The sequence below is a fragment of the Amycolatopsis sp. NPDC004625 genome (assembly GCF_040609695.1).
Taxonomy (GTDB): Bacteria; Actinomycetota; Actinomycetes; order Mycobacteriales; family Pseudonocardiaceae; genus Amycolatopsis.
The window spans coordinates 50,181-74,523 of the sequence record NZ_JBEXKX010000047.1 but is presented as its reverse complement, the minus strand read 5'-3'; the positions used below and the strand labels follow the sequence as shown (position 1 = coordinate 74,523).

Genomic DNA, 24,343 nt, shown 5'->3' with positions numbered 1-24,343 from the left:
CGCCCCCGTTTTTGTTTTTCAAATTCTTTTTAACAAACTCTGTTTCTCACTCACGACGAGCCGCGGCAGACCGGACTCGCGAGCTCCTCCCATCCGACAGGAGATTCCACGATGCCCCCTGCCCAGAACCCGTTGTCCCGCCGGCAGTTCGGCGCCCTCGCGGCCGCCGGGCTCGCCGCGGCGGCCGTGCCGCCCGCGCTGGCCGGCCCCGCCGCGGCCGCCGCGCGGCAGTGCTACGAGCCGAACTGGCCGTCGGTCGACCGGCACCCGCCGGCGCCGGAGTGGTTCCAGGACGCCAAGTTCGGCATCTACTGGCACTGGGGCGCCTTCACCACGCCGGAGTTCGGCAGCGAGTGGTACGGCCGGAACATGTACATCCCGGACAGCAGCGAGAACAAGCACCACAAGGCGACCTACGGCGACCCGGCGGTGTGGGGGTACGACCGGTTCATCGACGGCGGCACCGACGTGGCGGGTCATCCCGTGCAGTTCGCGCCGGAACCGGTCTCCCGCGGCGGGCAGTTCGACCCGGAGGAGTGGGCCAGGGTGGTCAAGGCGTCCGGGGCGAAGTTCGCCGGCCCGGTCGCCGAGCACCACGACGGGTTCTCGATGTGGGACAGCCAGGTCAACGAGTGGAACTCGGTGGCGCGCGGGCCGCACCTGAACCTGCTGAAGCTGTTCACCGACGCCATCCGCGGGCAGGGCCTGAAGCTGCTGGTGGCGATGCACCACGCGTTCAACTACAACGGCTTCTACGACTTCGCGCCGCCGCAGAGCACCCCGAGCCTGCGCAAGCTGTACGGCCAGCTGCCGCGCGCCGAGGAAGACGCCCTCTGGCTGGCCAAGCTCAAGGAGGTCATCGACCGCGCGAAGCCCGACATCCTGTGGCAGGACTTCTCGCTGGACTCGCCCGGCTACTGCATCAACAGCGGCCCGTGCGCGGTGGGGGAGCGGCAGCGCCTCGAATTCCTGGCCTACTACTACAACCAGGCCGAAAAGTGGGGCAAGGACGTCGTCTCGACGTTCAAGCACTTCGACCACGGGTTCACCACCGCCGGCGAGGTCGCCGACTACGAGCGCGGCGGCCCGGCCGACATCGTCACGCCGTACTGGCTCACCGACGACGCGATCAGCAGCAGCAGCTGGAGCTACACCCGGGGCATCGGCTACTACTCGAGCACGCAGATGATCCACGCGCTGATCGACCGGGTCAGCAAGGGCGGGAACATGCTGCTCAACATCTCCCCGACGCTCGAAGGCACGATCCCGGCGGAGCAGCGGGCCGTGCTCGCCGACTTCGGCACCTACCTCGGGCGCGCCGGCGAGTCGATCTACGCCACGCGGGCGTGGGACGTCTACGGCGAAGGCCCGACGAAGATGGGCGGCGGCTCGTTCGTCTCGCCGAAGGTGGGCACGGCGAAGGACTTCCGGTTCACCCGGGACAAGGCCGGCCGCGTGCTCTACGCGACCGTGCTGGCCTGGCCCGGTGCCACGGCGGAGCTCACCACGCTGGCCGGCAAGCGGATCGACCTGAGCGGCCTGCGGCGCGTCGAGCTGCTCGGTGCGCCCGGCGCCCTGAAGTACACCCAGGACGCCGGCGCCCTGCACGTCACGCTGCCGGCGAAGCCGTACGAGTCGCCCGCCTACGTCCTCAAGCTGACCTTCGCCGGCAAGATCCCCGTGGTGGGTCCCGCCTCCGGCGTGACCGTCTTCGCCGACCGCGGCTACCGCGGCGCGAGCGCGGCGCTGGCGGTCGGCTCCTACACCGCCGCGCAGCTGCAGGCCAGGAACGTCCAGCCGAAGACGATTTCCGCGGTGTGGCCGGGCGACGGCTACGCGGCCCTCGGCTATCCCGGCGACAACCTCACCGGCACACCGGGCCGGTTCGTGGCGGCGACGCCGGATCTGCGCCCGTCCGGGTTCGACGACACGATCGTCTCGCTGCGCGTGACGTTCGACCCTGCCCGCTGGTTCCGCATCGTCAACGTCACCAACGGCCTGGCCGTCGACGGCGGCGGCGCGGTCGAGGCGGGCAGCAAGCTGAAGATCTGGACCCCGGACGACAGCCCGAACCTCCAGTTCGCCGTCACCGACACCGGCGACGGCTTCGTCAAGCTCACCAACCGCACCGACGGCCTGGTGATCGACGGCGCCGGGGCCACCGCGGCGGGCGGCAATCCGGTGCAGTCGGCCGACACCGGGGCGGCGAGCCAGCAGTGGAGCATCACCGACACCGGCGGCGGATACGTGATCGCGAACCGGGTCACCGGGCTGGTCCTCGACAGCGGCGGGACCGTGCCGTCGGGGTCACCGCTCAAGGTGTGGTCCGACGACGGCAGCCCCAACCTCCGCTGGCTGTTCACGGTGGTCTGACGGCGCCTCACGCGCCTGGCCGGCCGTCCAGGTCCTTCAGGTCGGCCAGGTGCGCCCGCAGCCAGCGTTCGGAGGTGTCGACGTGCAGCAGCGCGGCGGCGGTGGCCACCGCCGGGTCGCGGTCGGCCAGCGCGTCGTAGATCGCCTTGTGCTGCGCCAGCGTCACGTGCGTCGCCCCGCGTTCGACGGTGCCCCGCCAGACCCGCGCGCGCAGGGTCCGCGACGAGATCCCGTCCAGCAGCGCGGTGAGGGTCTCGTTCCCGGCGGCGCTGACGACCGCGCGGTGGAAGGCCGCGTCGAGCACGGTGAGCCGCTCGACGTCCTCGATCGCCTCGTGCATGGCGTCGAGCAGCTCGCCGACGGCCCGCAGCTGCGCGTCGCCGATCCGGGTCGCGGCCAGCCCGGTGGCGGCGGGCTCCAGGAGCCGGCGCACCTCGGTGAGTTCGAGCACGCTGCCGTCCCGCATCAGCGCGACGGCGTTGCCCAGGCCCTCCAGCAGCAGGCTGGGCGCGAGGCTGGTGACGTACGTGCCGTCACCCCGGCGCACTTCGAGCACGCGCGCCAGCGCCAGCGCTTTCACGGCTTCCCGCGTGGGGCTGCGCGAGATCCCCAGTTCGGTGGCCAGCTCGTGCTCGGGCGGCAGCCTGGACCCCGCGGGGAACCTGCCGGACCGGACGAACTCCCGGATCCGGTCGATCGCCTCGTCGGTCAACGACCTCGCCATCGCACTCCTCGGACATCGTTCCCTGGAGGGCCAGTTTAGCGGTCATATGATGTATGGCGCGCGGATGTCCGGGTTGGTGCGTGTCGCTGGGGCTGGTCATGCGGGAACTGTCGGTTCGAGAGGTCGAGACATGTGATGTCTCGGTCGCTCAGGGGGCCGGTCCGAGGAGAGCGCCCGGCCTCGGCGGGGTCAGCCGGGCCACAGGGTGGTGACGTGCCCGGCGATCCGGCCGACCAGGTCGTCGAACTGCTTGATCCCCGCCAGGGCCGCGGTGACCTTCGCCCAGCACCAGCGGCCCACGGCGGGTTCCGGCTCCGGGGAGCGGGTCTGCTCGATGAGATCGTCCAGGTGGGCCTCGGCGGTCTCCTGCTGCGGCAGCCCGGCCGTCGCCACCCGGGTCTTCAGCTGCAGCAGCAGGGCCAGCAGATCGGCCGGCGTCGAGCCGGCGGACACCGCGCCCACCGACACCGTGCCGCCGCTGACGTTGCCGTTGATCGTGCCGCCGGACACCGTGGTGCCGGCCTCGATGCTGATCGAGGTCTCGTCGTGGCCGGTCATGAACCCTCCCGGGTGTTCGTGGTGACGGTGCCGCCGCTGACGTCGCCGTTGACGGTCCCGCCGTAGATCGACGTGCCGGTGTTGGTGGTCGTGATCGTCGTGTTGTTCGTGATCACCGCCGCGATGCGCCGCTCGAACGAAGCGGGCGAATAGCCGCATTCGCGCAGCACCGCGCTGATCGCCGGGACCAGGCGGCTCTCCAGCAGCTTGGTGTACCGCTCGACGTCGACGATCTGGAAGTAGTCCCGGACGGTGTCGGCGGCACCCAGCTCGCGCAGGGTGCGGGCGTTGCCGTAGCGGTCGGGGTCGAGGGTGTACCCGTCGTGCGGGCGGGGCCGGATCAGGGTGAGCGCGTGCCACAGCCGCCCCGGCAGGGTCACCGGGAGCCGGGCCCACCGCAGCAGCCCCTGCCCGACCGGCACCAGGACGCTGTCCGGCATCCGGTCGGGGGCGCGGAACTCGTCGCGGACCGGCGGCAGCACGCACGGCGTCCACTCGAGGTACAGGGTGCTGTCGTCGACCGCGGCGTGCAGGAAGGCCGAGAAGACGAGCTCGCGGTTCCACGTCTCGACCTGGAAGTGCAGGTAGTACCGGGCCCATTCGCGCGGGGTGGCGTAGACGTGGTTCGACTCCGCCGGGGACAGGAACTCGACCGGCGGGGCGTCGAAACCGGGCAGGTACTCGCCGCAGACCGGGTCGCCCGCGTGATCGAGCAGGGCCTCGGCGGAGGCGAACACGACGCCGCTGGTGCCGAGCGCCGTCAGCCGCCGGTCCGGGCTGAGGGCGCCGGTTTCGCCGAGCGTGGCCACCGCCGCCGCGGCGGCGCGGTAGAGCCGGTCGGTGGTCAGCGGCCCGTTCGTGCCCGCGTCTCCGGCCGCCTCGAGCGGGATGGCCGTCGACCAGGCGCCGACGCTGGTTCCGGCGCCCACGAAGGGATTCCGCCCGCGGTAGACGATCAGCGGGAAGCCGCCGGCGGACGACCGGGGCGGGCGCGGGATCCGGTGCCGCCGGAGCTCCCGGCGGAACCGGGCGGGGGCGGCCTGGATGGCGGGCCGGTCGTCGGTGAGCGGGGCGACGTCGGTCCGGTGCCGGGCCCAGCGGCCGAAGTGCCGGACGACAGTGCGCCAGACGGCGACGCGATCGGCGACCACGACGCCGAGCATCACGAGCGCGCACAGCACGGCCACCACGCCACCGGTTCCGCCGAACACGCTCACCGGCAGGTCGCCGGACGAGGTCGCCGGTTGCCGGCAGTAGTAACCGGTGCAGACCGGACCTGGGGCGCTTCCGCCGAGCACGGCGGCCGCGATGAGCACCACGGGCACCAGGGAAGCCACGAAGTAGAGGAGGAAGAGGCCGGCCAGCCGGAAGCACGTCACGGCCAGCCCGCCGGGACGGTCCCAGCGCGTCTTCCGCCAGATCGGGCGGATGCTGAGGAGCGCGGCCCAGCCGAGCCAGGAGTAGAGGAACAGGCTCGTGGAACCGCTGACCAGGACGACGATCCCGAGGGCGGCGAGGACGCCGTCGCGGTACTTGCGGCGGGTCCGGGCCGCGACGGCTTCGGTCAGCACGGCCGGGGCGTCGAGCCCCATCGGCGGCGGGACCTGGCGGGTCGGCTCGGTCAGGAACTCCCGCACGGCCTCGTCGGCGTAGTGGCGGTCGAGGTGCGCCGCGGCCGCGAGGTACCGCGTGGTGTCGTCCACCCCGGTCGGCTGCCGGGTGTGCGCGCCCGCCGGCGCCTGTGCAGTCACGTTCGCCACCTTCGGATCGGTGCTGGAACGCCCTCATAGACGGTCGGGAGGCGGCCGGGGTTACGCCCCGGGCCGGGAATCGGCGTAGCCGGATCGGGTGGTCTCGAAGGCCGGCCTGTCGGGCATTTTCCGGTTCCGCACCGTCGATCACCGCCCCGGCGCGAGGCCGATGCCGAGGTCGGTGCGCTCGAACAACTGCTGGGCGACGGCCTTGCAGACGCCCGCCCCGTACCGGTGCCCGTCGCCCTGGTCCGGGTAGTGCACCAGGACCGCCAGCGCCCAGTGGTCCCAGCCGGCCAGGCAGTCGACCGTCCACCAGGTCCCGTGCCGGGTCCAGCCGTTCGCGACCGCCAGGCGCCGTCCGGCGAGCGCCGGTGCCTCGGGGATGCCGAACGCGCCACCGGCGTCGACCGAGCGCATGAGGTCGAGCAGCCTGACCCGCCACGGCGGGCTCAGGCCCGGGCCGCGGGTCACGCACCGGCCGAGCGCGCTCGCGTCGGCGGCGGTCATCGTGGTCTTGGACCACCAGCCCGGGTGGATCCGGGTTTCGCGCAGGCCGCAGGTCCGGATCATCCGGGCGATGGAGTCGTCCCCGCCGAGCCGCCGGTACAGCGTCTGCGCGGCCCGGTCGTCACCGGCCCGGACCATCCGCGCCAGCCGGGCCTCGTCCGCCGCCGACACCCGGGATTCGTGGGTGGCGAGGAAATCGACCGCGAGCCAGCTCTCGATCATGGATTCCGTGGTGGTGCGCAGATCGCCCTCGCCGACCACGGCACCGGTGCCGAGTTCGCGCAACGCCCAGGACCACTCGCCCCGGACGTCGACGGCCACCCGGGCCTCCGCCGGATCCGGCACGGCCGGGCGCGTGCCGGGCGCCGCCGCCGCGGTGGCCGGCGGCGGTTCCGCCGGCGCCTCCGGGGGACCGGAGGCCGCAACCACCGCGCCGGCGAGGATGCCCACCAGGACCACGACCACGGCACCACGCATCAGAAGTCCTTCCGAAGCGGATCACCGGCGGCCGGTCACCGGTCGAGCTGTACGGAATCCAGCAGGGCCGAGGCCGCCGCCTTGTTCGCGGACGAGCTGTCGATCTCGACGGTGTAGGCGCCGAGCCTCCGGTGCTGCTGCACGGGCAACGGGTCCTGCGAAGGGCTTTCCCCGAAGTGCGCGGTCAGCGAAACGAACAGGGAGAGACACCGGCTGTCGAGCGGTGCCCGCATCGTGGCGGGGTCGGGGCAGAGCACGAGAGTGTTGGTTTCGGGCTCGCTGGTGAACGTGGTGACCTTCTGCCCGGCGGGGACCCGCAGCGACTTCAGCGGCGAGCGGACGACCGGCGGCGTGGCGCGGATCTTCCCGAGGAGGCCGAGCATTTCCGCGGCCGACACCGGTTTCGTGGTCCGCGCCCAGACCCACCGGCCCGGTCCGTCCTGCCACATCACCGACTGGGGGTGCGTGAGCTGCCCGGCGGAGGTGGGTTTCGCCGGTAGCGCGTCGCGGGGCGCGGTGCCGTCGCGGACGTCGATCTCGAACGCGTACCGGTGCTCCCGCCCGTAGTGCAGGCCGGCGAACTGCGGCTGGACCGACCACATCAGCAGCTGCCAGGAGCTGTCTTCGAGGCTGATCGCCGGCGCGGCGGGAAGGGCGGTGCCGGTGTCCGGTGCCCCGTTCGCGGCCGGCGGGACCGGGTGGGCGGCCGGCGCGGTGCCCCGCTCCAGCAGCCCGATGGCCCCGGCACCGACGGCGACCACGGTGAGCGTCACCGCGGCCACGCCGGTGGCCCGGCGCCGCCGGATCCGGCGGGTGGCGGCGGCGAGCACGGCGTCCGGGTCGGGGGCGAAGGACTCCTGGGCCCGCAACACGCGGCGCAGCTGGTCGAGATCGGTCACTGCACGCTCTCCTTGCCTTCGACGAGCCGGACGCGCAGCGAACTCAGGCCGCGCGAGATGTGACTGCGGACCGTCCCGGGCGCACAGCCGAGGACGGCGGCGATCTCGTCGTCGTCGCGGTCTTCGTAGAACCGCAGGACGATGGACGCCTGCTGCGCCCGGCTCAGCCCGGACAGCAGCCCGGTGAGCTGGTCGGCATCGGCGATCCGCCCGGCCGGATCGGGCTCGGCCACCTCCCGCAACCGCAGGACGTCGGCCGCCGGCCGGACGGACCGCTGGTACCACCGGCGCCGCCAGCCGAGATAGCCGTTGACGACGATCTTCCGCATGTACAGCTCGGGCCGGTCGGCCGCGGCCACCTGCCGCCACCCCCGGTGCGCGCGCACGAGGGCGTCCTGCACGACGTCCTGGGCCAGCTCCCGGTCCCCGGTCAGCACGGCGGCGAACCGCACCAGTCCGGGCAGCTGCTCTCGGGCGAACTCTTCGAACTGCACACCCTTCAAGATGCCGCTGCCGGGGGCGGTTGTTGCAGTTGCGGCGGAGAAAGTTCCGGGCCGCTCACGCCCCGAGCGGCTCGAGCCCCAGGTGGTCGCGCAGCGTGGTCCCGGTGTACTCGGTCCGGAACGACCCGCGTTCCTGCAGCAACGGCACCACCCGGTCGGCGAACTCGTCGAGCCCGCCCGGCGTCACGTGCGGCACCAGGATGAACCCGTCGCTCGCGTCGGCCTGCACCAGCTCGTCGATCGACGCCGCCACCGTGGCCGGGGAGCCGATGAACGTCTGCCGGCCCGTCACCTCGATGATCAGGTCGCGGGTCGAGAGGTTCTTCGCCTCCGCCAGCTGTCGCCACTCGCGGGCCGTGGCCACGGGGTCGCGGTACATGCGGACGCTGGCGCGCCCGGGCGCGATCGTGGACCCGTCGACCACCGGGTCCGTCGCCGGCAGCGGGCCGTCGGGGTCGTGGCCGGACAGGTCCGTGTTCCACACCTGTTCGAGGAACCTGAGCGCCGTCTGCGGGCTGACCTGCTGCCGCCGCACCACGTGGGCGCGCTCGTGGGCGTCGGCGTCGGTGTCGCCGAGCACGAACGTCGCCGCCGGCAGGATCACCAGCTGCTCCGGCGCGCGGCCGTACTTCGCCAGCCGGCCCTTCACGTCGGTGTAGAACGCCTGGCCGGCTTCGAGGGTGCCGTAGCGGCTGAAGATCGCGTCGGCGGTGGCCGCGGCGAACTCGCGGCCCTCTTCGGAGTCGCCCGCCTGGATGATCACCGGGCGCCCCTGCGGGCTGCGCGGCACCGGGAACCGGCCCTCGATGGCGAAGTGCGCGTCGTGGTGGGCGAAGGCGCCCGCGGCCGGATCCCGCAGGAACACGCCGGTTCCGGCGTCGGCGGCGAGCTCGTCGCCGCGCCAGGAGCCGAACAGCTCCCACGCCGTGCGCAGGAACGTTTCGGCGCGGTCGTAGCGCTGGTCCTGGGGGAGGAACCCGCCGCGGCGGAAGTTCTCGCCGGTGAAGGCGTCCCACGACGTGACGACGTTCCACGCGGCGCGGCCGGCGGACAGGTGGTCGAGCGAGGCGAACTGCCGGGCCACCTCGAAGGGCTCGTTGAACGTCGAGTTGATCGTGCCCGCGAGGCCGAGCCGCTCGGTGACGGCGGCCAGCGCCGAAAGCACCGTGAAGGTGTCGGGGCGGCCGACGACGTCGAGGTCGTAGATCTGCCCGTTCTGCTCGCGCAGCCGCAGGCCCTCGGCGAGGAAGAAGAAGTCGAACTTCGCGCGTTCGGCGGTCTGCGCGAGCTTGACGAACGAGCTGAACTCGATGTGGCTGCCGGCTTCGGGGTCGCTCCACACGGTCGTGTTGTTGACGCCGGGGAAGTGCGCCGCGAGGTGGATCTGCTTGCGGGACATGGCGGGCCTCCTCAGACGGCGGCGTAGCGGTTGGCGGGGCGGGCGAGGCCGAGCAGCCCGCGCAGGGTGCTCGCCTCGTACTCGGTGCGGAACACTCCGCGGGACCGCAGCTCGGGGACCAGGCCGCGGGTGACGGCGGTCAGGTCGTGCGGCACCGCGCCGGGCCGCAGCCGGAAGCCGGACAGCCCGGCCGCGCGCCAGTCGAGCAGCAGGTCGGCGAGCCCGGCCGGGGTGCCGGTGAAGATGTGGGCGTCGGAGGTGTACTCCGCGCCCGCCAGGTCGTCGAGCCGGGCCTTGCGGTCGGCGGCGGCCCGCTCGGTCTCGTCGAGGAACACCACGACGTCGCCGAAGACGTGCAGCGTCTCGCGCCCGGCTTTCTCCTGCTCGGCGCGCACTTCGGCGACGATCGAGGCGGCCTGGGCGCGGTCGGACGGCGTCACGTGGACGACGTCGGCCGAGCGGGCGGCGAGCCGGTAGGGGATAGCGGCGTGGGCCAGCGCGGCGACCGGCGGCTGGCCCTGCGGCGGCCGCGGCGTGATCGACGGGCCCTTGACCGAGAACCAGCGCCCGCCGAAGTCGATGTAGTGCAGCTTGTCCCGGTCGACGAACCGGCCGGTGGCGACGTCGCGGATCTCGGCGTCGTCCTCCCAGCTGTCCCACAGCCGGCGCAGCACCTCGACGTAGTCCGCGGCCTCGTCGAACAGGTCGGCCAGGGGGCTCGGCTTGTCCGGCTCGGCGGAGTCCTCGAGCCGGAACTCGCCGAACTCGCGGCGCCCGAAGTGCCGGTTGTCCTCGGCGCGCCCGGCGACCTGCACGCGGACACCGGCGCGGCCGGCGCTGACGTAGTCGAGGGTGGCGATGGCCTTCGACAGGTGGAACGGCTCGGTGTGGGTGACCACCGCGGTCGGCACCAGCCCGATGTGCGAGGTCAGCGGCGCGACGCGGGCGGCGATGAGCACCGCGTCCAGCCGGCCCTGGACGATGTCGGTGCGCTCGCCCGGCCGGTCGAGATAGCTCACGGTCTGCAGGGCGAGGGAGTCTTCGAAGGTGACGAAGTCCAGCTTGCCGGCCTCGGCTTCGCGGACCAGGTCGGCCCAGTAGCCGGCGGTGAGCAGCTCGCGGGGCCGTGCGCCGGGCTCCCGCCAGGCGGCGGGATGCCACCCCGCTCCGTCCAGCGCGACGGCGATCCGCAGCCCGGTTCCTGATGCCATCCCCGCGTTCCCCTTCCTCGTCGGGTCCTGTCCGCAGTGTGCGCCGGCTCCCGCGCGGCGGGCGGGGGCGGCCAACTGCTGGGACGGCTGCGGGCCGCGGGAATAAAGCTCCGGTTCCGGGTTCGGCTTCCGGGTTCAGCTCAGCAGCGGCAGCAGGGCGTCGGGGCGGTCCAGCGGAATGAGGTGGCCGCAGTCGTCGATGCGGTGGGTGGTGAGGTCGTCGGTGATCGGGCGCAGCTGGCGGGCGAGGGTGCCGCCCACCGGGTGGGCGCCGATGGCCACGGTCGGCACGGTGAGCCGGCCGGTCGCGGTGGCGGCCGCGAGCTGGGCCGCGCTTTCGGGCATGGCCCGGTAGTGCTCGAAGGCGCAGCGCAGGGCTTCGCGCCCGGTGTAGGCCGCGGTGAAGTGGTCCCGGATCGCGGGCGGCACGCCGCGGCCGCGGGTACCGGCGTCGAGGAACCAGCCGACGTAGTCCGCCTCGTGCCCGGCGAGGACCGTCTCGGCCAGGCCGGGGACGGCGTGGAACCCGAACCACCACGGCGGCCCGCCGGCGAGGAAGTCCTCGGCCCCGGGCAACCGCCCGAGCAGCGACTCCATCAGGACGAGCCGGCGGACCCGCCGGGGCCGCCGCAGGGCGAGCAGGAACGCGGGCGGCGCCCCGGCGTCGATGCCGGCGACGGTCGCCACCGGTTCGCCCAGGGCGTCGAGCAGCGCTTCGGCGTCGGCGGCGAGGGTCCCGGCGTCGTAGCCGCCGTCGGCGCGGGTGGTGGCCCCGAGGCCGCGCAGGTCCGGGGCGATGACCCGGTGGTGGCGGGCCAGCTGCGGGATGACCGCGGTCCACAGCCGCCAGGTGTGCGGAAAGCCGTGCAGCAAAAGGAAAGCCGGCCCGTCCCCGGTGACGACGACGTTGACGTCGATGCCGTTCGCCCTGACCCGCTGTTCGCGCACGCTACCTCCTGGTGGTTACTATTGGTGACCAGATGAGGCTAGGTAACCGTCGCGGCCCGGCCAAGACGGCACTTCCCGGACAGGTGGTGAGCTCGAGGTGACCCCCACCCGCAAGGGCGACCTCTTCGACCCGGCCTGCCCGACCCGCCGGCTCCTGGACCGCATCGGCACGAAGTGGACGTCGATGGCGGTCAAGGTCCTGGCCGAAGCGGCCCCGGCCGAGGTGCGGTTCGCCGAACTGCAGCGCCGGATGCCGGGCGTCTCGCAGAAGATGCTGTCGGTGACGCTGCAGAGCCTGACCCGCGACGGCTTGGCGGAGCGCCGGGTCGAGCCGACGGTGCCGCCGAGGGTCCACTACCGCTTGACGGCTTTGGGGCGCTCGCTGGAGGTACCGCTCGCAGCGTTGCGAACCTGGGCGGAGCAGAACATGGCGGCGGTCGACCGGGCGAACGCCGCCGCGCAGGACTGAAGCGCCTTCCCGCATCCCTTGATCGACCGATGTTTCGGCCTCCGGTTCGCGGGAGGGTTTCCGGCATGACGGTGAACGAACTCCCCACGACGGATCCGGACCAGCTCCGGGATGCCCACGACCAGTGGAACTTCGCGGTGCGGCGCGAGACGCCGACGCAGCGGCTGGACCGGAACTACGCCGAGATACTGCAGGAAGTGCGGGTGGCGCAGACCGGGGTGCAGCTGCTGCTCGCCTTCCTGCTCACCGTCGCGTTCACGCCGCGGTTCGCGACGCTGACCGACTTCGAGCGGCGCGTCTACGTGGCCGCGCTGGTGCTCGGGGCCGCCGCCACCGCGCTGCTGATCGCGCCCGCGGCGTTCCACCGGCTGGTCTACCAGCGGCGGCTCAAGCGGCAGCTCGTCCTCGCGTCCAGCCGGTTCGCGTTGTGCGGGCTGACCCTGCTGATGCTGTCCATCGGCTCCGCGCTGCTGCTGATCCTCAGCGTGACGCTCGGGACGGCGGCGGCCGCGTGGTTCACCGCCGGTGCGCTGGGGTGGTTCGCGCTGTGGTGGTTCGTCGTTCCGATGTGGAGCCGGGTCCGCAACTCCGGGACGCGCTAGCCCGACGCCGAATGCCGGGTCAATTCGCGGGCGATGTCGATGCGGGAATGCACGCCCAGCTTGGCCAGGATGTGCGAGACGTGGGTGGCGACCGTCCGCGGCGACAGGAACAGGCGCGTCGCGATCTGCGGGTTGGACAGGCCTTCCACCACCAGGCCGGCGATCTTGGTCTCCGTCGGCGTGAGACTTTCCCAGCCGTGCGTGGCCTGGCGGTGCTTCACCGTCGGGCCGCGCCGGATGCCGAACTCGCGGAAGCGGGCGCGCAGGCGGGCGATGTCCCAGTGTGCGCCCAGTTCGCCGCACAGGTCCAGGGTGCGGGTGAACGCGGCCCGGGCCGATCCGCGGTCGCCGGCTTCGGCGAACGCGATCGCCGCCGCTTCCAGTGCCTTCGCGGCGGGGAGGGGACGGCCCGCGTCGCGGTAGGCGTCGGCGGCGTGCAGCAGGGTGGCCGCGTCCCGCTCGGCCACTCCCCGGCAGTACCGGCCCAGCGCGCGGCGGTGGGGGACACCGGCCCCGGCCGTGATCGTGCGGACCCTCGCCCCGATTTCGGCCGCGGTGGCGGTGTCGCCGGTTTCCACCGCCAGCCGGACGGCGTCGCCGAGGAGACCCTCGCCTTCGTCCTCGCCGGTCAGCGCGGCGGTCAACGTGGCCAGGGCCCGCTCCGGCTCGCCCGCCTGCTCGAAGGCGAGGCTGCGCGCCAGGGCGAGCGACTCGACCACCCGGCCGCCGATCCGGTCCGCGAACGGTGCCGCCACGTCCAGGTGCCGGTGCGCCTCGGCCGCCTCGCCGCGGTGGAAGTGGATGATCGCGGCCACGCCGTGGTCGCAGCACGCCACGCTCGGATCCTTGAGGTCGTCCGGGACGACGTCCACCTCCGCGACGGCGTCGTCCCACCGGCCGCTGCCCAGCAGCAGCTGCCCGAGTGCGCTCTGCGCCTGGGTCAGGCGCACCACGCTGCCGGCGCGGTCGGCCAGTTCGCGGGCCCGCCCGGCGGCGGCGAGCGCGTCGGGGTAGCGGTCGAGGGCGCCGAGCGTGACCGCCTTGTTGATGCGCAGCAGCAGGCCGAGATCGGTGAGCGCGGGGTCGCCCGAGGCGGTGGCCATGGCCCGCTCGAGCAGCGGCAGCGCTTCGGTCCACTCGCCGCGCATCATCGCCACCAGGCTCAGCACGTGCAGCGCCCACCCGGTCGCCCAGTGGTCTTCGCCCGCGCCGGCCAGCGCTTCGGCGGCGACCCGGGCGGCGGTGTCGACCTCGCCGAGATCGCGGTGCGTCCGCGCGGTGAGCACCAGCAGCCGGGCCCGGTGCCGTGCGGGCAGGCCCGGCGTGGCCGCGGCCCGGTTCAGCGCCGCGAGGGACTCGGCGGAGCGGCCGGTCATCGCCCGGCACTGCGTGACCGTCGTGTGCAGGTCGACGCGCAGATCCGGGTCGTCGGCCCGCCCGAGGGCACGCTCGGCGACCCGCTCGGCTTCGGCGAAGTCGCCCACCCGGTACAGCGCGTCGGCGAGGCGGCCGCTCAGCGCGATCGTCGCGCTGTCCCGCACCGCGCGGCGAAGCAGCGTGACCGCGACCTCGGGCGCCTGGCCGATCAGGGCGGTGGCGGCGCCGAGCAGCCAGCCGACGACCCAGCCGGACACCGGTTCGCCGTCGTCTCCGCCGGACACCGTGGGCAGCAGCTGCCGGGCGACCCGCTCGACCGGGGCACCGGCGTCGGCCAGCGCCCGCGCGGCGGCCCGGTGCCAGACGACCCGGACCCCGGCGGGCAGCTCGTCGTACAACGCCCGGCGGATCAGCGGGTGCCGGAACGCCAGGTCGTCCCCGGCCGCCACCAGCACCCCGGCCGCCCGTGCTTCGTCCAGCGCGGCCAGGAGCACCGGCAGCTCGGCCTCGGCCACGACGGTCAGGTCCGCGACCGAGAAGCCGACGCCGAGCAGGGCGGCCGCCCGCAGCACGGCCCGCGCCGGTTCCGAGAGGAAGCCGAGCCGGTCGGCGATCGCTTCCGGCAGGGAGTCGGGCGCCGGCCCGCCGGTCAGCTCCGCGATGCCGGCCTCGTCGACGGCGAGGCAGGCGCCGCGCGCCAGGGCGTCGAGCAGTTCGGTGAGGTAGAGGGGGTTGCCCGCGGCGCCGTCGGCGAGCTCTTCCAGCCGGTCGCCCGGCTTGCCGCCGGCCAGCTCCGCCACCAGCTCGAGCGCGGCCGGGCCGGTGAGCCGGCCGACGCGCAGCCGTTCGGCGGGCCCGACGATCCGCCGCAGCGCACGCAGGTCGTCGCGGCGCGGGACCGGGCGCTGCACGCCGATCAGGAGCAGCGGCAGTTGCCGGACCGACCGGGCGAGCCGCGCCCACACCGCCACGGTCGCGCGGTCGGCCCACTGCAGCTCGTCGACGACCAGCACCACCGGGCCGGGTTGGCAGAGCTCCTCGACCAGGGCCAGCAGCTGCTCGGCGGCGGCCGCGGCGAGGTCCGCTCCCGTGCCGCGCGCGGTGTCGCCGCGCAGCAGCCCGGCGATGGCGCCCCGCCGGGGATCCGGCGCGGAACCGGTGATGCCCAACGCGTCCAGCAGGGGGAGCAGGGGCAGCGCCTGCCCGAGTTCGTCGCCGGCGCCGCGGAAGACCTGGCACCCGGAGCGGGCGGCGGCCGCGCAGGCGGCCCGGACGAGCGTGGACTTGCCGATGCCCGGCTCACCGTCCACCAGGACGGCCCGCCCGCGCCCGGCGGCGACTTCGTGCACCCAAGCGGTCAGCCGGGACAGCTCACCGTCCCGGCCGATCAGGCGGACAGCACCGTCCGTGAGCGGTTGCACACGCACGATAATAGAAGACGAACGGATGTTGAACAAGAGGTGTACTCGGTGTAGCGGCCCCGCCGTCCGGCCACCCCTGGTTCCGAATCCGGAAACATCCGGTTCCGCCATTGTTCGGAAATCCGCGTGGGTGCGATATGGCCGCCTCGTGTTGGCGGGTTCTTAACCGGGCGTTGTCCGCCGGTTGCGCCGCGCCTGGGAGCGTCCGCAGCGCCCGAAAGCCAGTTTCGCCCCGATTGACCACCGGAGGAATGATGCGGGTGCGCCGAGCGGTCGCGACGATCGCGTTGACCCTCTTCGCGGCTGGTGTCCTGAGTACTTCCGCTGCTTTCGCCGCCACGGCGGAGCGTGCGGCGTCGACGGCGGTTCTCGCCGGCAATCCCCACGAGATGGGGTACAACGGCGTTTCGTCCGACGAAATGGGCTACAACTGAAGGGTTTTCCACGACCCTGCGGCCGCGACCGGAAGTGTATTCCGGTCGCGGCCGTTTTTTTGCGGGAAAAGGGTCAAGGAGTGGTCAGTGCCGCCCGGACCGCCCGTTCGACCAGGATCGGCACGAACGCGTGGATGCGGGCGCCGGCGAACCGGGCGCGTTCGCGGTCGACCATCGCGTGGAGCCGGCTGCGGGCGATGGTCGCGTAGTCCTTGCCCAAGCGGTCCTCGAGCTGGGCGAGGTGCGTGTCGAGCTGCTCGGTGGCCATCGTGTCCAACGTGCTCATCGTTCACCTTCCGGTCGCGGTACCGGGAACATGCCCCATGAGACGACCGGGAGATGAACGTGAGGTGAACAAGAAGAATTCACCGGCTAGTGGTCTTCGCCGGAGAACTTTCGCGCCAGGTCACGGAGCCTTTCCGCCGCATCGGCCAGCTGGGTTCCGGTGACCTCCACCCCGGGCATCGGGCCCCGGCCGAGGCGTTCGATCTGCTCGGCGAAGCGCAGGTACTCCCGGTGCGCGTGCTCCCGGCAGGCGAGGCACGTGACGCTTTCAGGCCGCACCGAGGTCATCGCGTAAGGCACCTGGAGACCGCAGCCGGTGGTCACGACGCTCGGCGCGTCGGCGGCGCGGCCCAGCATCGACGCCATGAGGTTGCGCATCTCCGGGCCGGCCTCGACCACCTTCCGCTCGACGTGGACGTGCGGATCGCTCATCTGCCCCCGTTCCCCGGCGTCGTGAGTGGTAAGGCGGGTTAGAACCCGCCTTACCACTCACGAGCCCGGCCAGCGTATCGGGCGGGGGTCACGAGCGCCGGAGCCGCCGGACCACCCCGCGGACCACCAGTGGCGCGACGATGACCGCCGCCAGCACCAGCACCGCCCAGCCGCCGAAGCCCCCGTCGGCGCCGTGGCCGTAGGCCGCCGGAGCGGCCTCCCGCCAGTTCTTCGACCCGCCGTTGGCCAGCTCCTCCTCGGGCGACGCCGTCGCGGTCGCCGTGCCCGCCGCGGCCGACGACGGACCCGATTTCGCGGTCGGGGAGCCGCCGCCCGTGTTGCCCGTCAGCTTCGCGACGCCGCCGAGCTTCTCGAACGGGTCCGGCGGGCTCGCCGCCCCCGCACCCAGGCCGCCGTGGAAGGTCGGGTTCGCGCAGGTGGCCGCGGTGAGCTGCTTCGCCGGCCGGCCGGTCAGGCGCGCGTTGGCGTTCATCATCTCCTGCGACAGGTTCGGCGGCAGCGGCGAGTAGCCGATGCGGGCCATGTTCACCTGCCCGTCGCAGGCGATGTGCTCCAGGAACCCGGTGATCGTGTCGGTCTTGCCCGCCGCGTCGTAGCCGCCGCGGCAGGTGTCGCGGCCCGTCGTGCACGGCATCATCAGGTACGAGTACGCCGAGATCGGGTAGGTCTTCGGGTCCGGGTTCGCGTAGACGCCGTCGAGCTTCTGGCTCAGGTCCGGCCGTAGGTCCGCCTTCGTCAGCGCGGCCGCGATGTTCTCCGCGAACGGCTGGGTGTACTGGTGGGCCTGGTTTTCCACCCACGCCGTCGGCGCGTTGTACCGCAGGGCGTAGCTGAATTCGTCGTAACCGATGGAGAACGGCACGCTGCCCTTGCCGACCGCCTGCGCGATCTGCTCGGAGTCGGCGAACAGCTTGTAGAAGTCGGCGTCGGGGCCGCTGTAGGGCAGCTGGATCGGCCGGACGCCCTCGGGCAGCGGGCCGATGCCGGTGCCTTCGTTGCGCTGCACGAACGCCCGGTACGGGCCGGGCGCGGTGTGCGCGACGAAGTCGTAGAACAACGCCGTGGTCCCGGACTGCCCGGTCCGGCCGAGCAGGGTGATCGGCTGGTCCGGCAGCGCCTTGCCGCCGTTGGTGGCGCTGATCGCCGGGTCGCTCCAGCGGGTGATGTCGCGGGTGAAGATCCGGCCGACCACCTCGCGCGTCAAGTGCAGGTAGTCGACCTTGTTGCCGGCCGCGTCGGTCACGTTGTACATCACCGCGACCGCGCCGGCGACGTCCGGGACGTACTGGTAGCCGCGTTGTTCGGCCGACTGGCCACCGCCGCCCGCCGCGATCAGCGACGTGATCTCGGCTTCGGTGCCGGCGAAGTCGACGGTCCGGTCGCCGTACTGGTTGACGCCGGTGGGGGAGCCGCGGGTCGCGTAGTTGACCGGGATGCCGCGGGAGTTCGCGCCGTTCTGCCAGTCCGCCATGGCCGGCCCGACGTAGGTCGAGCCGGAGCCGGTGATCTTGTCCAGCGCGAAGGCTTCCGGTGCGGCGAACACCAGGACGCTCAGCACGGTCGCGGCGAGCGCGGCCGCCTTCCGCATCATCCGAACCGCCCGGTGACGTAGTCGTGGGTGCGCTCGTCCTCGGGCGAGCCGAAGATCTTCGCCGTCGGCCCGTGTTCGACCACCCGGCCCGGCTCGTTCTCCGCGGCGAGGAAGAACGCGCAGTGGTCCGAAACCCGCTGCGCCTGCTGCATGTTGTGGGTGACGATCACGACGGTGACCTCGTGCCCGATCTCGGCGATCGTCTGCTCGATCCGGCGGGTCGACGTCGGGTCGAGCGCCGAGCACGGCTCGTCCATCAGCAGCACGTTCGGCTGCACGGCCAGGGAACGCGCGATGCACAGCCGCTGCTGCTGGCCGCCCGAGAGGGCACCGCCCGGTGCGTTCAGCCGGTCGCGGACCTCGCGCCAGAGCCCGGCGCGCTGCAGGCTCTGCTCGACGAGCGCGGCCTTGTCGCCGCACTTGACCCCCGCCAGCTTCAGCCCGGCGAGGACGTTGTCGCGAATGGACATCGCGGGGAAGGGATTCGGCTTCTGGAAGACCATCCCGATCCGCAGCCGGACGTGCTGGGCGCGGGTGCCGTCGGCGTAGATGTCGGTGCCGTCGAGCAGCACCTCGCCGGCCAGGCTCGCCGACGGCACCAGCTCGTGCATCCGGTTGAGGATCCGCAGGAACGTCGACTTGCCGCAGCCGGACGGGCCGATCAGCGCGGTCACCTCGCGGGCGGGCATGCGCAGCGAGACGTCCTCGAGCACCAGGCGGTCGCCGAACCAGGCCGCGACGCCGCGGGACTCGAGTTCGGCGGCGCCCGGCGGCGGGCCGCCGGTCAGCCGGACCGCGGGCGGGCTGTCCGGAACGGACAGGGTGGTGGTGTCGGTCACCGGGTCTCCTGGGTTCGTTTCGCGGTGGTCCGGCGCTTCGACCGGTCCCGCCCGACGATCCGGGCGAGGGCGAAGAGGCCGAAGATGAGCAGGATGAGCACGAGCGCGCCGACGTACCCGCGCTGCTGGACGTTCTCCAGCGGTTCCTTGATGTAGCGGTAGACGAACAGCGGCAGGCTTTCCTGCGGCCCGGTGACCGGGTCGGCGTTGAGGAACACCGCGCCGAACGAGGTGAACAGCAGCGGCGCCGTCTCGCCCGCGACCCGGGCGACGCCGAGGATCACCGCGGTCGTGACGCCGGTCCGCGCGGTCGGCAGCACGACCGACCACACCGTCCGCGCGCGGCTCGCGCCCAGCGCCAGCGACGCCTCCCGCAGCCCGTCCGGGACCAGCCGCAGCACGACGTCGATCGTGCGCGTGACCGTCGGCAGCATGACCATGGTCAGGGCGAGGGTGGCCATCAGCCCGCTGTAGCTGAAGAACCCGACCCCGGCCTGGATGCCGGGGATGATCAGCGCGGCGTAGACGAACAGGCCCGCGACGATCGAGGGCAGCCCGCTCATCGCGTCGACCATGATCCGGACCGGGCGGCGGAACTTCGACCGCGTCTCGTTGAGGAAGATCGCGGTGAGCAATCCGAGCGGCACGACCAGGACCAGCGTCAACGCGGTCTGCTCAAGCGTGCCGACGACGGCGTGCAGGCCGCCGGTGGCGGTGACCGGGTCGGCCGGGCCGACGGTGGACATGTCGTGGCCGAAGAAGCCCCAGCGCAGGAACGGCGCGCCGTGCACGACGATGTAGCCGAGCAGGAACAGCAGCGGCACGAGCAGGCCCATGGCCCCGGTGACGACGATCGTGGACACGAGCCGGTCGGCCGCGGCGAGCCTGCCGAGCCGGTCGCGGGTGACGACGTAGAGCATCCCGAGGTACAGCGCGTACGCCACGACGAGATCGGCGAGCCAGCCCGGCGAAGTCAGCAGCAGGTGCAGCACGAACCAGGTCAGCAGCACCGCCGACACCGCGCAGCCGAGCGCGGCCAGCTGGTCGGCCCGGGTGAGCTGGGACGTCCGGCGCTTGACGGGCGGCCGCGGCCGGGTGCTCGCCTGGCGGGGGAGGGTGGCGGTCATCAGGCGTCCACCCCGGCTCCGGAGCGGCTGCGCGAGATGATGACCGAGGCGGTGAAGTTGGTGGCCAGGGTGAACACGAACAGCACCAGCCCGGCCGCCATCAGCCCGGACAGCGCCAGCCCGGACGCGCCGGAGTTGTTCGCGATGAACCCGGAGATCGTCGCGCCGCCGAACTGCAGGACGTGCGTGGTGATCTGCGGGACCTGGGGCAGCAGCAGGGAAACCGCGATCGTCTCCCCGAGCGCGCGGCCCAGGCCGAGCATCGAACCGCCGATGATCCCGCCGCGGCCGAACGGCAGCACCACCGTCTTCACCATGCCCCACCGGGTGCTGCCGAGCGCGAGCGCGGCTTCCTTTTCGCCGGGCGGGGTCTGGGCGAAGACCTCGCGGATCACCGACGTCGTGATCGGCAGGACCATCAGCGACACGACCATCCCGGCGATGAACATCGAGTTGAGGAACAGCGTGTTGTCCTGGTGCGCGAACGGCGGGAACCAGCCGAAGTTGTCGGTCAGCCACGCCGACACCGGCACCACCTGCGGGCCGAGGAAGCTGAACCCCCACAGGCCGTAGAGCAGGCTCGGGATGGCCGCGAGCAGGTCGACCAGGCCGGTCAGGAAGCCGCGCAGCCGCCCGCTCGCGTACTCGGTGATGAACAGGGCGGCCAGGATCGACAGCGGAACGGCGACGCAGATGGCGATCAGCGCCACCACGACCGTGCCGTAGAGCAGCCCGAGCACGCCGAGGGCGCCGTTGGCGGCGTCGAACTTGACCGTGGTGAAGAAGCCGAAGCCGCTCGCGTCGAACGCCGGACCCGAGCGGTAGACCAGGAAGAACCCGATCACGACCAGGATCACGAGCATGGCGAGACCGGCGCCGGTGGTCACCCGCCGGAACACGCGGTCGGCCCGGGAAGGCACGTCGGCGACGGCCCGGGGAAGCACGACGGTCACGGTGGCCTTTCGGTGGGAGAACGGATCTCGAGGGGGCGCCCCGGCTGTCACGGCGGGCAGCAGGCAGCGCCCCAGCGGTCGCCAGTATTTACGGGACGCGGCGGAAGAAGGTGTACGGCCGGGGAACGCCCGACGGGGCGTGCGTGAATGACCCCGGACACCCCTCGCCCGGCGGGGCGCGGCTCGGGGAGGTTGGGCAGGGCACGGCGTGCGCCGTGCTTTTCGCCTGCCCTGGAACCGGGAGTTCTCCGTGTCTTTCGTCCTGCTGAGGCGGGCGGGTCTGGCCGTCGCCTGCGGCGTCCTGGCGGTGCTGGGAAGCGCTGTCCCGCCGGCCGCCGCCCAGGAAGCCCCGCCCGCGCCCCCCGCGTACACCCTGAAGACGGAACCCGGTGACCTGTCCCGGGTCCAGGACGGCGACCCGCTGCGGGTGGTCGTCTCCGGGCTGCCCGCGGGCAGCGTCGCGGTGCTCAAGGTCTGCCCGGCGCAGCTGCCCGACCACCTCCTCAAGCCCGACTTCTCCACCGGGGCCGTGCAGTGGCTGCCCGACCACGACTTCGGCTCGCGCGTGCGCGGCTACTGCTCGGAGGAGTTCAGCGACGAGCTCACCGGCCAGCGCTCGGGCGCGCACAACGTCACCCGCGTCCGCAGCCGGACCAGCGGTGACGTCGTCTTCGACGTGACCGTCCCGCGTGGACAGTCGAAGCCCGGGTTCGTCGGCTTCGACCCGCAGTACACGAACTTCGACAAGAGCGACAGCTTCCCGTGGGCCGACAACCCGCTCGTGTCGACGGACCCGAACACCGGCACCCAGATCCGGACCCGGTCGTGGTCCTACTCGTGCGACGAGAACACGCCGTGCGCGCTGACGCTGGAAATCGTCGGCGCGGACGCCGCGGGCACGCCGTTCGACGTCTTCGACACCTCGCGCGTCATCCGCCCGGCCGCGCCCGGCCTCGCGGTGCGGGGCTGCGGCGGGATCGGCGCGCAGACGCTCAACGCCAGCATGCCGGAACGCTTCGGGCGGACCGCGGTGGCGTGGAACCAGCTGCTGTGCGGGCCGACCGGCGGCGCGCAGCCGACCACGATCGTCGGCGAGACCGAGGACGCGGGCCTGAAGTCGTTCGACACCGGCGCCTCCGACCTCGCCGTCACCGGCTCCGGCGGCGCCCTCGCGGCGCAGGCCGTGCGCTCGCGCCAGTACGTCCCGGTCGGGCTGAACGCCGCGGTCCTCGCCGCGACCGGCTGGTCGCCCACCGACGCCGACGACAACGGGTCGCCGTTGATCTCCCAGATCGGCGGCGCGTTCTCGATGACGTCCGACGAACTGGCCCGGATGCTCAGCCAGGGCGGCCAGAACCCCGACACGACCGGCCGCGGCGGCATCTTCCGTGACGACTCCGCGTTCGTCGCGCGGAACCCGGCGCTGGCCAAGGTGCAGGCGTCGCCGCTGCCGAGTGAGTTCCTGAACCCGGTGGTCCGGGCGGGTGCCGACCCGGCGTCGTTGTTCTGGGGCACCACCGGGGAAGCCGGCGCCGGCACGGTCCCGGTCGTGCTGAGCACCGTGCTGGCGCAGTCCGCCGCGTGGAAGTTCCCCGACCTGAAGGACGTCTACGGTGCCGCCGCCGGGAAGTCGCCCGGGGTGATCACCGACCTCGGCGCGCTCGACCCGACGAGCAAGTCCCAGCACAACGTCGACGCCAAGGTCGGGCAGCTCGCCGTCCGCAAGGCCGTCGACAGCGTGATGACCGGGACCAGCGCGGCCTGCTTCGGCGGCTGCCTGAACTGGGTCGTGACCGACCTCGCCACGGCCCGGGCCTACGGCTGGCGGCCGGTCGCGCTGCCGAACGCGAGCGGGAAGTTCGTCGAACCGACGGAGGCGAGCCTGCAGGCCGCGGCCGGCAGCATGAAGGAGGGCCCGGACGGCACCCTGCAGCCGGGCACCGCCTCCGACCCGGCGGCCTACCCGCTGACCTTCGCGGAGTACCTGGCCGCGCCGGTCAACCCGCTCGTCGACGCGAACTGCGTGCCGCTGAAGGCGAAGCAGGACGAACTCGAGACGGTGCTGAAGATGGCGCGCCACGGTGGCCAGAGCGCGCTGGCGCCCGGCCTGACGCCGCTGACCCCCGCCCTGGCCGGGACGGCCGATGCCCGCGTGGCGAAGGTCGGGACCGGGACGGCCGCCGAGGCCTGCAAGCAGCGTGACGAGGCGAAGAACCCGCCGCCGGCCGGGGCCACCGGCACCGGCGGCACCGCGGCACCGGTCTCGAACTCGGCCCTGCCGGCCGGTTCGCCGGCGGCGGCGACCGGTCCGGCGCCGGCCGCCGTCCCGACCACGGCGAGCGTCCTCGCCGCGAAGAACCTCGCCGACGCGACCGCGATCCCGGCGTTCGCCGGCGCCGGGGTGCTCGGGGCGCTGATCCCGTTGCTGGCGTTGCTGGTCCTGGTCACGTTGCCCTCCCTTACGGCGTACGTGACGGCGGGGCGTCCGGTCCCGCCGTGGCTGAGCCGCCTCGCCGGTCTGGTCGTCCGGAGGCGCGCCGCATGAGCACGCGGGTCGAAGAGGCGCAGTTCCTGCGGGTGACGCCGGGGTGGATCGCCGCGACGGTGTTCGCCTGGCTCGTCACGACGGTCGTCGCGCTGACGCTGGTGGTCTACGCGCTCGGCCCGATGGTCCAGGCGGGTGACCAGCGATCGGCGCTCGGGCGGATCCGCGGCGACCTCGACCGGGCGGTGGGGGCGAGCCAGAGCCTGCTCGGCGCGCCGCCGCCGGTGACACCGGCCGAATCCGGGGCGCCGGTCGCGGTCCTGGAGGTGCCGAAGCTGCAGCTGCGTCAGGTGGTCCTCGAAGGCGTGTCGAGCTCGGAAACCGCGTCCGGGCCCGGGCACGTTCCTGGCACGTCGGGTCCGGGGCAGCCGGGCAACTCCGCGGTCGTCGGGCGCTACTCCGGCTACGGCCACCCGTTCGCGTCGCTGGGCCGCCTGGCTTCGGGCGACGAGCTGGTGGTCGCCACCGCGCAGGGCGTTTCAGTGTACCGGGTGAGCGAGGTGGCCACCCGGGCGCTGGACGAGAACGCCGACTACGGCAAGACGCCGGACGACCGGCTGACGCTGGTGACCTCGGCGTCGTGGTGGCCCCTGGCGGCCACCGAGGCCACGGTGGTGACGGCGAAGCTCGAAGGCCGCCCGTTCCGCCCCACCCCGCAGAACGGCCGCGCGGACGCCCAGGACGGCCGCACCGGCGACCCCGGCGCCTGGGCGGCGCTGGTCCTGGCGTTCGGCGGTTTCGTGGCCGCGGCGGCCGGGGCGACGGTGCTGTACCGCCGGTGGCGCCCGGTGTCGACGTACGTGATCACGGCACCGGTCCTCCTGACCCTGGCGGCCCTGGCGGCGCTGGCCCTGTGGCGGCTGTTCCCGGCTTGGGCCTGAGACGCGAGCGGGG

22 protein-coding genes are annotated in these 24,343 nt (G+C 73.1%); 6 read left to right on the top strand and 16 right to left on the bottom strand.

All coding sequences use genetic code 11. The features are described from left to right. The first annotated feature begins 111 nt into the window (after positions 1–111). Complete coding sequence (locus tag ABZW17_RS37660) at positions 112–2,373, top strand: alpha-L-fucosidase (RefSeq protein WP_354824858.1); 2,262 nt, start codon at positions 112–114, stop codon at positions 2,371–2,373. Between the two features lie 7 nt (positions 2,374–2,380). On the opposite strand, the gene ABZW17_RS37655 is transcribed toward ABZW17_RS37660, so the two are convergent. The 9 genes from ABZW17_RS37655 to ABZW17_RS37615 form a co-directional block, all read right to left on the bottom strand. Continuing rightward, entirely contained in the window at positions 2,381–3,097 is a 717-nt protein-coding gene (locus tag ABZW17_RS37655; protein WP_354824855.1) for a FadR/GntR family transcriptional regulator, read from the bottom strand. Positions 3,098–3,286: 189 nt separating this feature from the next. Further along, the gene (locus ABZW17_RS37650) at positions 3,287–3,655 is read right to left on the bottom strand and encodes a hypothetical protein (RefSeq protein ID WP_354824853.1); all 369 of its coding nucleotides are present in this window, start codon (positions 3,653–3,655) and stop codon (positions 3,287–3,289) included. Beyond that, positions 3,652–5,406 (bottom strand): hypothetical protein, encoded by a 1,755-nt coding sequence (locus ABZW17_RS37645; RefSeq protein ID WP_354824850.1) that lies wholly within the window; start codon positions 5,404–5,406, stop codon positions 3,652–3,654. Before ABZW17_RS37645 ends, ABZW17_RS37650 begins: the two co-directional genes overlap by 4 nt. A gap of 147 nt (positions 5,407–5,553) precedes the next feature. Next, the gene (locus ABZW17_RS37640) at positions 5,554–6,393 is read right to left on the bottom strand and encodes a serine hydrolase (protein ID WP_354824847.1); all 840 of its coding nucleotides are present in this window, start codon (positions 6,391–6,393) and stop codon (positions 5,554–5,556) included. 35 nt (positions 6,394–6,428) lie between these two features. Then, positions 6,429–7,292, bottom strand: a complete 864-nt coding sequence (locus ABZW17_RS37635; protein WP_354824844.1) for a hypothetical protein — start codon at positions 7,290–7,292, stop codon at positions 6,429–6,431. Further along, complete coding sequence (locus tag ABZW17_RS37630) at positions 7,289–7,786, bottom strand: SigE family RNA polymerase sigma factor (protein ID WP_354824841.1); 498 nt, start codon at positions 7,784–7,786, stop codon at positions 7,289–7,291. Before ABZW17_RS37630 ends, ABZW17_RS37635 begins: the two co-directional genes overlap by 4 nt. 64 nt (positions 7,787–7,850) lie before the next feature. After that, on the bottom strand, positions 7,851–9,194 hold the full coding sequence (locus ABZW17_RS37625) for an NtaA/DmoA family FMN-dependent monooxygenase (protein WP_354824838.1): 1,344 nt from the start codon (positions 9,192–9,194) through the stop codon (positions 7,851–7,853). A gap of 11 nt (positions 9,195–9,205) precedes the next feature. Beyond that, positions 9,206–10,405 carry an LLM class flavin-dependent oxidoreductase gene (locus ABZW17_RS37620; RefSeq protein WP_354824835.1) on the bottom strand — a complete coding sequence of 400 codons (1,200 nt, stop codon included), beginning with the start codon at positions 10,403–10,405 and terminating at the stop codon, positions 9,206–9,208. A 135-nt stretch (positions 10,406–10,540) separates the two neighbouring features. Beyond that, positions 10,541–11,353 (bottom strand): alpha/beta fold hydrolase, encoded by an 813-nt coding sequence (locus ABZW17_RS37615; RefSeq protein WP_354824832.1) that lies wholly within the window; start codon positions 11,351–11,353, stop codon positions 10,541–10,543. A gap of 97 nt (positions 11,354–11,450) precedes the next feature. Between ABZW17_RS37615 and ABZW17_RS37610 the strand changes: the two genes are divergently transcribed. Together ABZW17_RS37610 and ABZW17_RS37605 are read left to right on the top strand one after the other, a co-directional pair. Next, positions 11,451–11,822: a helix-turn-helix domain-containing protein gene (locus ABZW17_RS37610; RefSeq protein WP_354824830.1), complete on the top strand. Its 372-nt coding sequence runs from the start codon at positions 11,451–11,453 to the stop codon at positions 11,820–11,822. A gap of 65 nt (positions 11,823–11,887) precedes the next feature. Next, on the top strand, positions 11,888–12,424 hold the full coding sequence (locus ABZW17_RS37605) for a DUF6328 family protein (protein ID WP_354824827.1): 537 nt from the start codon (positions 11,888–11,890) through the stop codon (positions 12,422–12,424). On the opposite strand, the gene ABZW17_RS37600 is transcribed toward ABZW17_RS37605, so the two are convergent. After that, the gene (locus ABZW17_RS37600) at positions 12,421–15,222 is read right to left on the bottom strand and encodes an AAA family ATPase (protein WP_354824825.1); all 2,802 of its coding nucleotides are present in this window, start codon (positions 15,220–15,222) and stop codon (positions 12,421–12,423) included. The two genes, ABZW17_RS37605 and ABZW17_RS37600, sit on opposite strands and share 4 nt — an antisense overlap. 254 nt (positions 15,223–15,476) lie before the next feature. On the opposite strand from ABZW17_RS37600, the gene ABZW17_RS37595 reads away from it, so the two are divergent. Then, positions 15,477–15,656, top strand: a complete 180-nt coding sequence (locus ABZW17_RS37595; protein ID WP_354824822.1) for a hypothetical protein — start codon at positions 15,477–15,479, stop codon at positions 15,654–15,656. A gap of 73 nt (positions 15,657–15,729) precedes the next feature. Here the strand turns inward: ABZW17_RS37595 and ABZW17_RS37590 are convergent, their stop codons facing one another. The 6 genes from ABZW17_RS37590 to pstC all read right to left on the bottom strand — a co-directional run bounded on the left by ABZW17_RS37590 (position 15,730) and on the right by pstC (position 20,904). Continuing rightward, on the bottom strand, positions 15,730–15,942 hold the full coding sequence (locus ABZW17_RS37590) for a three-helix bundle dimerization domain-containing protein (RefSeq protein ID WP_354824819.1): 213 nt from the start codon (positions 15,940–15,942) through the stop codon (positions 15,730–15,732). Between the two features lie 86 nt (positions 15,943–16,028). Further along, positions 16,029–16,373 (bottom strand): hypothetical protein, encoded by a 345-nt coding sequence (locus ABZW17_RS37585; RefSeq protein WP_354824816.1) that lies wholly within the window; start codon positions 16,371–16,373, stop codon positions 16,029–16,031. Positions 16,374–16,461: 88 nt separating this feature from the next. Next, on the bottom strand, positions 16,462–17,985 hold the full coding sequence (locus ABZW17_RS37580) for a substrate-binding domain-containing protein (protein ID WP_354824812.1): 1,524 nt from the start codon (positions 17,983–17,985) through the stop codon (positions 16,462–16,464). Continuing rightward, the gene (locus ABZW17_RS37575) at positions 17,982–18,701 is read right to left on the bottom strand and encodes a phosphate ABC transporter ATP-binding protein (RefSeq protein ID WP_354824864.1); all 720 of its coding nucleotides are present in this window, start codon (positions 18,699–18,701) and stop codon (positions 17,982–17,984) included. The genes ABZW17_RS37580 and ABZW17_RS37575 overlap by 4 nt, the downstream gene beginning before the upstream one ends. 119 nt (positions 18,702–18,820) lie before the next feature. Continuing rightward, complete coding sequence (gene pstA, locus ABZW17_RS37570) at positions 18,821–19,951, bottom strand: phosphate ABC transporter permease PstA (RefSeq protein WP_354824810.1); 1,131 nt, start codon at positions 19,949–19,951, stop codon at positions 18,821–18,823. Further along, positions 19,951–20,904, bottom strand: coding sequence for a phosphate ABC transporter permease subunit PstC (pstC, locus tag ABZW17_RS37565; protein WP_354824807.1), 954 nt, complete (start codon positions 20,902–20,904; stop codon positions 19,951–19,953). The genes pstA and pstC overlap by 1 nt, the downstream gene beginning before the upstream one ends. 250 nt (positions 20,905–21,154) lie before the next feature. Here pstC and ABZW17_RS37560 point away from each other — a divergent pair, with 250 nt between their 5' ends. Together ABZW17_RS37560 and ABZW17_RS37555 are read left to right on the top strand one after the other, a co-directional pair. Continuing rightward, positions 21,155–23,449: a hypothetical protein gene (locus tag ABZW17_RS37560; protein ID WP_354824805.1), complete on the top strand. Its 2,295-nt coding sequence runs from the start codon at positions 21,155–21,157 to the stop codon at positions 23,447–23,449. After that, on the top strand, positions 23,446–24,330 hold the full coding sequence (locus tag ABZW17_RS37555) for a sortase (RefSeq protein ID WP_354824802.1): 885 nt from the start codon (positions 23,446–23,448) through the stop codon (positions 24,328–24,330). Before ABZW17_RS37560 ends, ABZW17_RS37555 begins: the two co-directional genes overlap by 4 nt. Positions 24,331–24,343: the final 13 nt, after the last annotated feature.

Coding starts and splice junctions, on each gene's coding strand:
- pstA (WP_354824810.1), bottom strand. CDS start 19,951: ATGACCGCCACCCTCCCCCGCCAGGCGAGCACCCGGCCGCGGCCGCCC.
- ABZW17_RS37585 (WP_354824816.1), bottom strand. CDS start 16,373: ATGAGCGATCCGCACGTCCACGTCGAGCGGAAGGTGGTCGAGGCCGGC.
- ABZW17_RS37590 (WP_354824819.1), bottom strand. CDS start 15,942: ATGAGCACGTTGGACACGATGGCCACCGAGCAGCTCGACACGCACCTC.
- ABZW17_RS37580 (WP_354824812.1), bottom strand. CDS start 17,985: ATGATGCGGAAGGCGGCCGCGCTCGCCGCGACCGTGCTGAGCGTCCTG.
- ABZW17_RS37660 (WP_354824858.1), top strand. CDS start 112: ATGCCCCCTGCCCAGAACCCGTTGTCCCGCCGGCAGTTCGGCGCCCTC.
- ABZW17_RS37640 (WP_354824847.1), bottom strand. CDS start 6,393: ATGCGTGGTGCCGTGGTCGTGGTCCTGGTGGGCATCCTCGCCGGCGCG.
- ABZW17_RS37650 (WP_354824853.1), bottom strand. CDS start 3,655: ATGACCGGCCACGACGAGACCTCGATCAGCATCGAGGCCGGCACCACG.
- ABZW17_RS37555 (WP_354824802.1), top strand. CDS start 23,446: ATGAGCACGCGGGTCGAAGAGGCGCAGTTCCTGCGGGTGACGCCGGGG.
- ABZW17_RS37625 (WP_354824838.1), bottom strand. CDS start 9,194: ATGTCCCGCAAGCAGATCCACCTCGCGGCGCACTTCCCCGGCGTCAAC.
- ABZW17_RS37620 (WP_354824835.1), bottom strand. CDS start 10,405: ATGGCATCAGGAACCGGGCTGCGGATCGCCGTCGCGCTGGACGGAGCG.
- ABZW17_RS37595 (WP_354824822.1), top strand. CDS start 15,477: ATGCGGGTGCGCCGAGCGGTCGCGACGATCGCGTTGACCCTCTTCGCG.
- ABZW17_RS37605 (WP_354824827.1), top strand. CDS start 11,888: ATGACGGTGAACGAACTCCCCACGACGGATCCGGACCAGCTCCGGGAT.
- ABZW17_RS37655 (WP_354824855.1), bottom strand. CDS start 3,097: ATGGCGAGGTCGTTGACCGACGAGGCGATCGACCGGATCCGGGAGTTC.